The 12,342-nt window shown below is 38.1% G+C and carries 12 protein-coding genes and 1 other RNA gene; all 13 read left to right on the top strand.

Annotated elements, in window-relative coordinates:
• The first annotated feature begins 94 nt into the window (after positions 1-94).
• The 13 genes from AC59JO_RS06475 (at position 95) to AC59JO_RS06415 (ending at position 12,328) form a co-directional block, all read left to right on the top strand.
• Positions 95-493: a DUF1573 domain-containing protein gene (locus tag AC59JO_RS06475; protein ID WP_091207513.1), complete on the top strand. Its 399-nt coding sequence runs from the start codon at positions 95-97 to the stop codon at positions 491-493.
• A gap of 132 nt (positions 494-625) precedes the next feature.
• Positions 626-1,852, top strand: coding sequence for a pyridoxal phosphate-dependent aminotransferase (locus AC59JO_RS06470; protein WP_413668269.1), 1,227 nt, complete (start codon positions 626-628; stop codon positions 1,850-1,852).
• A gap of 104 nt (positions 1,853-1,956) precedes the next feature.
• A complete protein-coding gene (locus tag AC59JO_RS06465; RefSeq protein WP_413668270.1) occupies positions 1,957-3,018 on the top strand; it encodes an acyltransferase in 1,062 nt (353 codons plus the stop codon).
• Positions 3,019-3,139: 121 nt separating this feature from the next.
• Positions 3,140-3,508: a transfer-messenger RNA gene (ssrA, locus tag AC59JO_RS06460) on the top strand.
• A gap of 247 nt (positions 3,509-3,755) precedes the next feature.
• Positions 3,756-5,012 carry a site-specific integrase gene (locus AC59JO_RS06455; RefSeq protein ID WP_497304221.1) on the top strand — a complete coding sequence of 419 codons (1,257 nt, stop codon included), beginning with the start codon at positions 3,756-3,758 and terminating at the stop codon, positions 5,010-5,012.
• A gap of 275 nt (positions 5,013-5,287) precedes the next feature.
• Entirely contained in the window at positions 5,288-5,578 is a 291-nt protein-coding gene (locus AC59JO_RS06450; protein ID WP_497304219.1) for a helix-turn-helix domain-containing protein, read from the top strand.
• 372 nt (positions 5,579-5,950) lie between these two features.
• Positions 5,951-6,556 carry a nucleotide-binding protein gene (locus tag AC59JO_RS06445; protein WP_497304217.1) on the top strand — a complete coding sequence of 202 codons (606 nt, stop codon included), beginning with the start codon at positions 5,951-5,953 and terminating at the stop codon, positions 6,554-6,556.
• Positions 6,557-6,627: 71 nt separating this feature from the next.
• Positions 6,628-6,891, top strand: coding sequence for a hypothetical protein (locus tag AC59JO_RS06440; RefSeq protein ID WP_497304215.1), 264 nt, complete (start codon positions 6,628-6,630; stop codon positions 6,889-6,891).
• A gap of 173 nt (positions 6,892-7,064) precedes the next feature.
• A complete protein-coding gene (locus AC59JO_RS06435; protein WP_497304213.1) occupies positions 7,065-7,487 on the top strand; it encodes a plasmid mobilization protein in 423 nt (140 codons plus the stop codon).
• Positions 7,442-8,698 (top strand): relaxase/mobilization nuclease domain-containing protein, encoded by a 1,257-nt coding sequence (locus AC59JO_RS06430; protein WP_497304211.1) that lies wholly within the window; start codon positions 7,442-7,444, stop codon positions 8,696-8,698. The genes AC59JO_RS06435 and AC59JO_RS06430 overlap by 46 nt, the downstream gene beginning before the upstream one ends.
• 11 nt (positions 8,699-8,709) lie before the next feature.
• Entirely contained in the window at positions 8,710-10,647 is a 1,938-nt protein-coding gene (mobC, locus tag AC59JO_RS06425; protein ID WP_497304209.1) for a conjugal transfer protein MobC, read from the top strand.
• 130 nt (positions 10,648-10,777) lie between these two features.
• Positions 10,778-11,647: an RteC domain-containing protein gene (locus AC59JO_RS06420; RefSeq protein ID WP_066002125.1), complete on the top strand. Its 870-nt coding sequence runs from the start codon at positions 10,778-10,780 to the stop codon at positions 11,645-11,647.
• Between the two features lie 150 nt (positions 11,648-11,797).
• On the top strand, positions 11,798-12,328 hold the full coding sequence (locus tag AC59JO_RS06415) for a hypothetical protein (RefSeq protein ID WP_497304207.1): 531 nt from the start codon (positions 11,798-11,800) through the stop codon (positions 12,326-12,328).
• Positions 12,329-12,342: the final 14 nt, after the last annotated feature.

Raw genomic sequence — 12,342 nt, 5'->3', positions numbered from 1 at the left:
GTATTAGGCAAACTAACAGATAAAACCCGGAGTTTGAGTAATAGTTTTGTAATTACATTAAACCTTTTATATTTGTAATAATCAAATATAACGTATGAAAAAGATATTAATGATTTGCGCGGTAATATTAGGCTTTGCCTTCACCGCATCAGCACAAGATAGCGGAAAAGCTGAGTTTAAATTTAACGAAGAAAAGCATGACTTTGGTAAAATACCACAAGGCACTCCCGTTACTACCGTGTTTGAATTTACCAACGTTGGCAAAGAACCGCTTATTTTAACAGAAGTAAGGCCAACCTGCGGCTGTACAATTGCCGATTACACTAAAACTCCTGTAAAAAGCGGCGATAAAGGCACAATCAAAATCACTTACAATGCTGCTGCTGCTGCGCCATTTAACAAAACTATTGTTGTTAAATCAAACGCTGTAACACCCGAAAAATATTTGAACATTGTTGGTGAAGTTGTAGCTAAACCCGCGGCGAGCAAGTAATTATTACATGCTTGATATATCCCGTATATCAACCGGGATATTTAAAATAATATTTAAAAGACCCGAAACCGGGTCTTTTTTCGTTTACAAAGGTTTTACAAACTATAATTTTCATTTTAGTAATTTTGCAGAATGCCAAAAATATCTGAAAAGGGCCAGCGAATGCCCGCGTCACCGATACGTAAATTAACACCTTACGCTGATAAAGCTAAGCAGGATGGGAAAAAGGTGTATCATCTTAACATCGGCCAACCCGATATTGCTACGCCCGATGGCATGCTGAATGCCATTAAAAAAATTGATTTTAAAGTTTGGGCTTATACCCCAAGCGAGGGTACATTGAGCTACCGTAAAAAGCTTACTGAGTACTACAATAAACTGAGCTATAATATAACGCCCGAAGATATTATTGTTACTACCGGAGGTTCGGAAGCTATTAGTATTGCATTAATGGCATGCCTTGACCCCGGCGATGAAGTGATTATCCCGGAACCTTTTTATGCCAACTATAACGGCTTTACCAGCCAAAGCGATATTGTGGTTAAGCCTATATTATCGTACATAGACAATGGTTTTGCACTTCCTCCTATAAGCGAATTCGAAAAACTGATAACGGATAAAACCAAAGCCATCATGATTTGCAATCCAAATAACCCAACCGGGTATTTGTATTCGAAAGAAGAGATGGAGGCGCTGAAACAGTTGGTTTTAAAGCATGACCTGTACCTGTTTTCGGACGAGGCATATCGTGAGTTTTGCTATGATGGCCGTTCGTTTATATCGCCAATGCATATGAACGGACTTGAAGAAAACGTTGTGATAATGGATACGGTAAGCAAGCGCTACAGTGCCTGCGGTGCCCGTTTGGGTTGCATGATCACTAAAAACAAGGAATTACGCAACACAGCCTTGAAGTTTGCCCAGGCCCGTTTAAGTGCAGGTATGGTTGAACAAATTGCCGGCGAAGCAGCCGTTGATACGCCGGACAGCTACTTTGAAGCAGTAAATAAAGAATATACAAGCAGGCGCAATACGCTGGTAAGTGCACTGAATAAAATAGATGGTGTTTATTGTCCTAACCCCGGCGGCGCGTTTTATGTGGTTGCCAAACTGCCTATTGATAATGCCGACAAGTTTTGCCAGTGGATGCTCGAAATTTTTAGCCTCAATAACGAAACAGTAATGATGGCCCCCGCCACCGGCTTTTATAGCACGCCCGGAGCCGGATTAAATGAAGTGCGCATGGCCTATGTTTTAAACAACAACGACCTTACAAAAGCGATGACCTGCCTGGAAGAAGCATTGAAAGTTTATCCGGGCAGGACAGTCGCCAGTGAGCAGTTAGCAGTTGGCAATTAATTCATTTTACTTATTTTATCCAACACAAAGCCCGGTTCAAAAAACGGGCTTTGTTGTTTTACCCAAACTGATCAATCGCCCATAAAAAACCTTAAGTTTATTCAATGAAATTTAGCCAGACTATTAGCCTTCACAAACATCAGAATATTAACTGGATAAATAATTTAAGGCTGATAACTATGTTCGCCGTTGTGGTGCTGCACACAGCGTCTCCATTGTTGTTCCGCGTTAAAGGGGTACCTATTAACGACTGGCTTGCTGCCGATATTTACAATGCTGTGGTGCGATTTTCCGTTCCCGTTTTTGTTATGATAACAGGAGCTTTACTATTACAACGGGAGTATGAACTTAAAGATTTCTTAAAAAAGCGATTTGGCAGACTTATCCCCCCTTTTATTTTTTGGAGTTTGATTTATATCGGTTATAAACTTTACAACGAAGAGATAGAGTTATCAGACAATATATGGCTCAATATAAAACTTGTATTACAGCAACTTCAAACCGGCAGCTACTATCATTTATGGTATGTTTATCTTTTAATGGGGCTTTACCTGTTTATACCCGTAATAAGCAAATTTGTGCGTAACGCAACAGAAAAAGAGATATTGTACTTTTTAGGTATCTGGTTTTTGACAGTAATTTTAAGCCGGCCTTATTTAACTATGCTCGATCCGGGCATTGATCTCCACAACTTTACCGGCTATATTGGGTACCTTGTACTTGGCTATTACCTTGCTTATAGGCCATTAAAATTTAAAAACATAGCTTTAATTGCGGTGTTGGTATTTGTATTATGTACCCTATCAATAACTTTAGGTACGTATTTTATATCACTGAAAACCAAAAACTTAAACACTTTCTTTTACGAACCAATTAGTCCTTTTATAGCTATACTATCGTCGAGCGCGTTTTTAATGGCTAGATTTATTAAAGTCAATTTAAATCCGGTTGTAAATAACATTATAAGCAATATAGGCAAGTATACCTTAGGCTTATACCTTAGTCATGCTTTAATTTTAAACTTCCTTGAACTTAATGATATTACATATAAGATATTCAACCCGGTCTTCAGTATTCCATTAGTCGCGCTATTAACTTTTTCGTTATCCAGTCTTGTGATATTTGTGATGAGCAAACTACCGCTGCTAAAGCATGTTGCCGGATAAAATTTCGGCGCAATGACAATTAAAATCCATGAACTATTCGTCGCAACTGCAAACTAAATCCGTATATTTGTAACCGCTTATAACTGCAAACTGCCCACCGGCAACTGCGAACTCAAAAAATGGGGTCGACCGGAATTGACAGGATGGAGATAAGTAGGTAAGCATGCAGCGCGTTGGGTGAATTAGCGCTTTAATCTGAACGCTCAAACTTACAAATGGCGAAAATAACTACGCCTTAGCTGCCTAATTTAGAATTAGCATAGCTTTTGTCCCGCCGGTTTTCCGTTTCATCGGATCGGCAATCGGGGCATCGAAAGATGAAACTGGCCTGCTTAGGGTGTGATAAGCGGGTAAGATAAAGCACCTAAGGAAGACGGTACAGGTAAGCGACTGACCTTCCCCTTCCCTACAATTAAACAGAAGCTAAGCATGTAGAAAGCTTACCTTATACCATGTTTGGACGAGGGTTCGAATCCCTCCGGCTCCACTTTTACAGCCTCAAAACAGGCCAAAACGCTATAAAACCCGGTTTTATAGCGTTTTTTTTATGTTTTCTCCCTCAAAAGATATCAAAACGGCTCAACGTTCTGGAGACCTATTCGGAGACCTCGCAAGGTTTCTTACCTTAGGTCTCTCGAAATGCTTGAAGCTTCTGTTTTTCAATTGGTTACTAAGAAACAACTCATTGAAAGCAGTAGTGTTAAGGACTAATTTTTTCACCTTTAATAACACTAAAAATGACCAAGTCTTTTGCCCTTTTGTTTCTGATGAAACGAACCAAAGCGTTACCCAATGGAAACGCTCCTATTTATTTAAGAATAACTATTGACAGCGAGCGTGTTGAGCTTGCTACCAAGCGGAATGCAAATCCTGATAAGTGGAACAATGTTGCCCAAAAGGTATTGGGAAACACCGATGAAGCTCGTTCAGTAAACAGTCATTTGAAGACGCTTGAACAAAAAGCTTACGAGGTTTATCGCGAAATGATCGAACGAAAGATACCTATAACTGCACAAAGCTTTAAAGACCGAATGAACGGTATTGAAGAAGAAGTGGCTTGCCGGATGTTGATTCCAATATTTGAAGATCATAACAGGCAAGTAGAAGCATTAATTGGAAAGGAATATGCTCCTGCTACTGCTATTCGCTATCAAACCACGCTTAAACATGTCAAAAACTTTTTGAAATGGAAATATAAAGTTTCCGATATGAATATTCAGGATTTAGACCATGAGTTTGTAACCTCATTGGAGTTCTATTTACGGACTGTTAGGCATTGTAATAATAACTCAGCTGTCAAGTACATTAAAAATTTAAAAAAGATAATTCATATCTGCGTTGCCAATAACTGGCTTGTTCGAAGCCCATTCATAAATTACAAAACAAAAATCAAGGAAGTGGTTAGAGACTTTTTATCAGCAGAAGAATTAGATTGGATCAGTGAAAAATCATTCGTTTCAGAAAGATTAACACAGGTTCGAGACGTCTTTCTGTTTAGTTGTTATACGGGCCTAGCTTATGCGGATGTCAATAAGCTTAAACGCTCTGAAATTAGTACCGGCATCGACAATAAGAAATGGATAATTACAACAAGGCAAAAAACGGATACAGCTTCCAGAATTCCCCTACTGCCAGTCGCCATAAAAATCTTAAAGAAATACGAGGATTATCCGGTATGTATTAATGAAGGAAAATTATTGCCCATATTAACTAATCAAAAAATGAACGCCTATTTGAAAGAAATCGCAGATGTATGTGGTATAGAAAAAGAATTAACTTTCCATATTGCAAGGCATACTTTTGCAACTACCGTTACGCTATCGAACGGGGTCTCGATTGAAAGTGTTTCTAAAATGTTAGGGCATAAAAATATCCGTACTACCCAGCATTATGCGAAGATTTTAGATAGCCAAGTTAGCAAAGACATGGATATGCTAAGGCTAAAAATGGAATCGAGAAAGCCAGCTGTACTTAAAAAAGTTAACAACAGGTAACTTTAAGATTAATAACTTGATGTTCCGTTTTGGAACATCAAGTTCCTTTACAATTCTCAAATCCCTACTTCTTAACTTCTCCGATTATTTTTTTATGTCTAACCATTTTAGGCCTAAATGGGGCTATTATGCCTATTTTTTCTTTGTTTTTCGAATAGTCGTATACAAAAAAACACATCACCTATACCTAAGTGGTGAATTTTATAAATAGATGATTGCCAACTTTGTCAAGCAGTATTGATAAAGAAATTAATAACAAATATTAATGTAATAGTATGGCAACAGAAATAATCACAAAAGAAGATTTGCAGGAGTTCGGAGAACGACTGCTAAGTCAGATGAAAGCTTTAATTAGTGGTGGAATTCCAGAAGAACCTAAAAAATATTTAAAAAGTTACCAGGTAAAGAATCTACTTAAGATATCTGATAACACGCTTCAAAATTTGAGAGAAAATGGGACCATCCCTTTTACGAAGATTGGCGGTATTCTTTACTACAATTACGAGGACATCATCAAGGTTCTACAAGGAGGCATCAAAAGTAAGCGGATAAGTTTAGGTCGTTAGAACGTCCACAATCTTATGCCAGATTGTCACTATTGAAATTGCAATACTCCCAACTGCTGGGACGTGTTAAAGACGTTTACAAGGAAGGTCGTAGCGAAAAATAATCATATCTAGCCAAGACTACACGGAATAAAGACCAAGTAATTTAGGGCAATAAAACACAATCTCCAATTACAGCAAAATGCAATTACAGAAATAAGCAAATACATATATCTATAAATGCAGAAGTACATAATTAAATAGATACAGAATTCTTTTACTACAGACTTATGTATTTACAAACATGCAGATGTCTAAGGTTATGTATTTAAAGATTTACAGCATTATGCAATTACAGCAATATGTATTTATAACAATTTAGAATTACATAACATGGGAAAGATCATCACGGTAGCTCACCAGAAAGGTGGCGTAGGAAAGAGCACACTTGCTATGAATTTAGCAGTGTGTTTTCAGGATCAGCTAAATGTCGCATTGGTTGATACGGATTTGCAAGGCAGCCTTCTTCATATTAAAGGAGAGTTGCCCGATTTAGCAGTTGTTGGTAATGAACACTTGGAAGAAATTAAAAAGTTACAATACGATCTGATTATCGTTGATACGCCGCCTTATTTGTCAAACAAATTGCCGGAACTATTCAGCTTATCAGATTTCATATTAATACCGACCAAAGCAGGCTTTTTTGATGTGATGGCTATCCGGTCAACAATCGCTTTGGTAAAGGATGCGCAGCTTAAAAGACCGGGTATCCAGGCGGGTATCGTCATGAATATGATTAAACCTCGCTCAGGCATTACTAAAGAAGTAAGCGGGCTTTTAGAAAGTATGGAAACACCCGTTTTGACAACAATGATACACGACAGGGTAAGCATTGCCAGGTCATCAATTACCGCAGGAGTTTTGCATGGAAGCGATGCCAAAGCGATAGACGAAATCACAACGTTAGCAGAAGAGATCGTTAACCGCATTAGTGCATAATTACATAAATACAGATTTATGTAATCGTCTAAAATCATTGTGTATAGAAGTTTTAATATATAGGTATTACCATGGCAGATTACAAAGACAAGTTGGGTGGGTTAGCGGACAAGCTTAAGAAGGACACTCCTAAAACGCCCATACAGGAAGTACACCCAATTAAACAAAGTGTAGCAGTTAAAGAGCAAGAGGCGCAGTTAAATGTATGGATTCCCAGGGCGCTTTTAAAGCGCATGAAGTCTTACGGCGTTGAGCATGATCAATCTTTAAAGGACATTAGTATAGATGCTTTAAAATTCTTTTTAGATGCCAAATTGAAGAGTCAACATGATTAAGGTCTTAACTGAATGCTTGCAGGATAAAGAGGTCTTAAGGGATGAGATTGCCTCTTTTCAGCAATCAGCAAGATAAACGTTTGTATTACAAACGAAATCTTGCCCTCCCTTCCGAAGTCAGTCCGGGGCCATGGTAAAATCTTCCAAAGTCAGATTTTTATAAGACAAGAGGTATGGAAAATCAGGATGAAAACAGATCAAAAACTTTACTTACAAGGCTGAAACCTGCCGAGTACAAGTATATATATACATCATTTAAAAAGACACGGTTTAACAAATTAAGTGAGTATTGCAGAAGCATATTATTAAGCAAACCGGTAGTTGTTACATACCGCGATAAGTCGATGGATGAAATGTTAGAGGAACTTTCATTACTCCGAAAAGAGTTAAATGCAATCGGTAATAATCTTAACCAGGCAGTTCGCCAAATTAATAGTTCGCATGGAAATGCGGATAACCGTTTATGGCTAAGTCTGCTTTCCATAATTGGCAGCAGGGTCGATCCCGCAATCCATCAGATCAAAGAACGTATGCAAAGCTTTTCAGAATTATGGTCGCAAAAATTAAAACCGGGAGAAGCATCAGCGGTGCAATAAATTACAACGAACATAAAGTCAGGATTGGCAAAGCGGAGTTAGTTTCAGCCCCAGGCTATCTGAAAGATCCGGCTAATTTAAAGTTCAGTGATAAGCTGCAACGACTTACAGACCTTGCTAATCGAAATGAACGTACGCTCGTAAATGCTTTGCATGTGTCTTTGAATTTTGCAGTCGGCGAAAATCTGGAAAAAGATGTATTACAGCAAATTGCTGACGACTACATGGAGGGTTTGGGTTTTGGTAAACAGCCTTATTTGGTTTACCAACATCATGATGCCGGACACCCCCACCTGCATATTGTAACCACGAATATTGAGCCGGACGGAAAACGTATCAGCTTTCATTTACTGGCAAACAGGACATCTGAAGCTGCAAGGAAACAGGTTGAATTAACGTACAATTTGGTGAAGGCGGAAGATCAGGGTAAACAGCAAAAAATTATTAACAGACCATTAGAGCAGTTAAATTATGGCAAGTCAGAAACTAAAAGATCAATCACTAATGTAGTCAACGAAGTAGTGAAAGCCTACAAATTTACCAGTATTCCTGAACTGAATGCCGTACTAAATCAATACAATGTCACGGCTGATCGCGGCTCTAAAGATTCAAGAATGTATGAAAAGAACGGCTTAGTTTATTGGGTGCTTGATACAAAAGGTAATAAAATTGGCGTGCCGATTAAGGCAAGTAGTATCTACGGCAAGCCAACTTTGAAAGCGCTTGAAGACCGGTTTCGGTTAAATGAGGTTTTACGAAAGCCATTAAAAGAACAGTTAAAATCAAAGGTTGACAAGGTATTATTCTCACCTGTTTCAAAATCTGCGTTTCAAAACAAGTTGAAAGCAGACGGAATTCAGGTCATTTTCAGGCAAAATGAAGAAGGCCGATTGTACGGAATAACATTCGTTGATCACGGGTCTAAATCCGTGTTTAACGGCAGCGACTTAGGTAAAACTTACAGTGCCGCGTCATTAATAAATTGGTTTAAAAACGAGGAAACAACGCATAGTATATCAGTTTTCAAAAATGAAAATAGCAGCTCTCAAGCCCCCCATAACCCTGACAATTTTTCAGGCTCATACTCAACTGGTGGTGACGGTGAATCACTGCTAAACATATTATTTAAGGAAGAACAGCAGGATATGGCTGCTATCAGCAGGCTTCAACAAAATAAGCGTAAGAAGAAAAGAAAAGGTCACTCACTTTAAAATTTACCATTATGCAAACAGGTGAAAACGAACAAGCCCTTAGAAAGATAATAGACTTTACAAGGCTTTTAAGTATTGCTATTTTAATAGTACATTTTTATCTAAGTTGCTTTACAGCCTTTCAGATTATAGGTTTAACAAAACCAGTCTTAAGCCGCATTCTATTGCCCATTTCGCAAATGGGAATTTTTGCTAACGTTCTTTATGCAAAACTGTCTTCGCTTGTTTTGTTAATGATTTCGCTGGTTGGCAGCAAAGGAAAGAAGGATGAATCTATTACGCCAAAAAGGGTTGTCATTTATTGTATTGTAGGGTTATCACTATACTTTATTAGTACAGTGTTCCTTAAAATGCGTTACCCCGCGACCACAATAGCTACTTTGTATATAGGTGCAACAGTAATAGGTTACATGCTGCTTCTTTCCGGGGTTAGTTTGCTTTTCAGAATGTTAAAAATCAATCTGGGCAAAGATATATTCAATAAGGAAAATGAATCCTTCCCGCAAGAGGAAAGGCTTTTAGAAAACGAATACTCCATCAATTTACCGGCGGTATATAATCTGAAAGGAAAAAGCCGAAATAGCTGGATTAACATAATAAATCCGTTCAGAGGAACATTAATTGGTGGTAGCCCAGGTTCAGGTAAGTCGTACTTCGTTATTCGACACATCATCACTCAACATATCCAAAAAGGCTTTACCATGTTGGTGTATGATTTTAAATATGATGATTTAACCAAGATCGTGTACAATGCTTTGCTGAGATATGGCCATCTATATAAAGTACCGCCAACCCAATACATTATTAATCTTGAAAATATCATGCATCGGGCTAATCCTTTAGAACCGCATACAATGATGGATATAACTGACGCAATAGATGCAAGCCGGACGATCATGCTCGGACTTAACCGTGAATGGATAAAAAAACAAGGCGACTTTTTCGTTGAATCTCCAATAAATTTTATTACAGCGATCATGTGGTTTCTAAAGAAATATGAAGGTGGGCGCTATTGCACACTGCCTCATGTTATCGAATTAGCGCAGGTAGAATATAAGGAGTTGTTTGAACTATTGTTGCAAGAACCGGAAATAGAAGTGCTTATTAACCCCTTTGTTTCTGCCTGGCAGAATGAAGCGTACGAGCAGTTGGAAGGTCAAATTGCGAGCGCAAAGATTAGCCTGGCCCGGTTAGCATCCCCACAACTGTATTATGTATTGAGCGGCAATGACTTTTCTATGGACATCAATAATCCAGATGAACCTAAAATCGTATGCCTTGCCAACAATCCGCAAAAATCACAAGTTTACGGAGCGGTATTATCACTTTACATTAATCGGATCAACAAGCTTGTCAACCGGAAAAATCAGCAAAAGTGCAGCATGATTTACGATGAGTTTCCTACGATCTATTTTAATGGGATTGATAACTTGATTGCAACAGCCCGATCAAACAAAGTTGCTGTAACACTGGCTGTGCAGGATTACAGTCAGCTTAAAAAGGATTACGGGCGGGAACAAGCAGAGGTTATATTGAATATAGTTGGCAACATAGTATTCGGACAAGTAACGGGCGATACTGCAAAACAGCTATCGGAGAGATTCGGTAAAATTAATCAGGAGAAGGAAAGTATCTCCATCAACAGCCAGGACACATCCGTAAGTAAATCAACGCAATTGGATTATGCCATCCCTGCATCAAAAATTGCTTCATTATCCTCTGGAGAATTTGTCGGAATGGTTGCCGACGATCCCGACAAAAAGATATCCCTAAAAACATTTCACAACGAAATACAAAACGATCATGAAGCTATCAGGAACGAAGAGCAATCTTATTTAGCTATACCTAAAGTTCGGGACATAGACCAAGAAACAATTTTGAGTAATTATCAGCAAATAAAAGACGATATAAAAATTATCCTTGCCAATGTAATTGCTTATGAGAAATAATTTTTTTCAAGTTCATAAATTCGAAAGGTTGCTGATTATTAACTAAATATTACATTTCTGTTAAGTATGTTGGAACATCATATTCTTAAATTGCGTATAAATATATACCTAATTTGCCAACATCACAGATATGAGAACTTATACCGAACGCCTTTACAGTGCTTTAGAAAATCAATTAAATGAAGTTTCAATCAACGGTGACTCCATAGCCGATCAGTACAAAACGTCTATACAGCTTTGCAAAAAGGCAATGGCAAAGTTGAAAAACTACATTTCAAGTTATGCTTTCGAGAATAAGGAAGAAGAAATATACTTTTTCAAAGTTCTTAAGCCACAATTCTACAGCAAGTACATTTACTTCATAAATGTATATAAGTTCATTATGCAGGCTCCTCCGGGCGGGGAGGGTATTTTAAAAGACTTCATCAATTACGAATTAGCTGACATCAAGCGTTTTTTTGATCACAATCAAACATTTTATCAATATTATCGATCGGGATCAACTCAAATGGATGAATTATACTTCACCCGAGGAGGTTTTGATGTGCATGTTGATCTTGAAGAGTTTGAGGAAGATGAACAATATTCAACCAGCCATGATTATAAGCTATCCAAAATCATTGCCAATGAAAAGTATCAGGACTTCTTAAATCTCGAACTCCAAAAAACCTTGGAACATGACGATACACCACCAGAAATGGGTCTTGAGTTGCCCCTTACATGGACTTTCAATAAAACAGATCTTGTTGAGTTAATCTATGCGTTAGTTGCTGTGGGCGTATTCAATAACGGGAATATGGAAATAAAAACTGTAGTGAGTTTTTTTCAAACTGTCTTTCACGTTGATCTTGGTTCATATTATCATAAATACCTTGATATAGTCAAACGGAAAAAGGAACGTACTGCTTTCTTAGATAAGCTTAAACTGGCGTTATTAAGACGTATTGACGAAAAGTTAAACGAAGAAGCAACGCCGCAACAAAGGCTGAAATTTGGCTGATTACAAATGTCTGTTTATCAGAATATTACAGTCATTTAAATAAAAAAAACACCTAAGTTAGGTATAGGTGGTGAAAAAATAATTTTTTCTACTCCAACCTTTGCTTTCACAATCGCCGCATGGTGCGGTGAGGATTAAAGCAAAGCAATTATGTTGTCCTCTATTTCCTGGCAGCACTATTTCGCAGCCATTGTCATCATTACTATTTCCTATTACCTGTATGTGGTTCTCAGGTATTATCAAAAAGAAATAAGTAATTTATTTAACCGCAAGCCTCAAAAATCTGAAATCTTTTCGGTCGGTCAATCTTCTGTTATTCCTGTGATGGGCCAGGCTAAACCGGATAACGGGGTAACCATTAGCGAAATGCAAAACTTACGATTTACAGAGGTTTTGCCGGACGACCCTAAAGAAGTCGTCTTCGAACAGCCCCAAACTACCTCCATTCAAAATGACCCATCTACAGAGTTGGTAGCTGAAGCTGGTAACCTGATTGACGCTTTTAAAGAAGTGGACAACAAACAGGAGTTCTTAACCCTGGTGGGTATTCTTATTGGCTCTTATAAAAATTTTCAGGAGGACATAGACCTTCCTGCTGCAATAAACCGCGTGGTAGAAATCTCCAAAGACAAATTAAAATTCACAGTTGCCATAACAGACTTCCAGAGTAACTGGGCGTAGGCAAACTATCCATT

The sequence above is a fragment of the Mucilaginibacter sp. A5337 genome (assembly GCF_059690695.1).
Note: the sequence above shows the minus strand (reverse complement) of the source record. Positions and strands in the feature narration are given on the sequence as shown.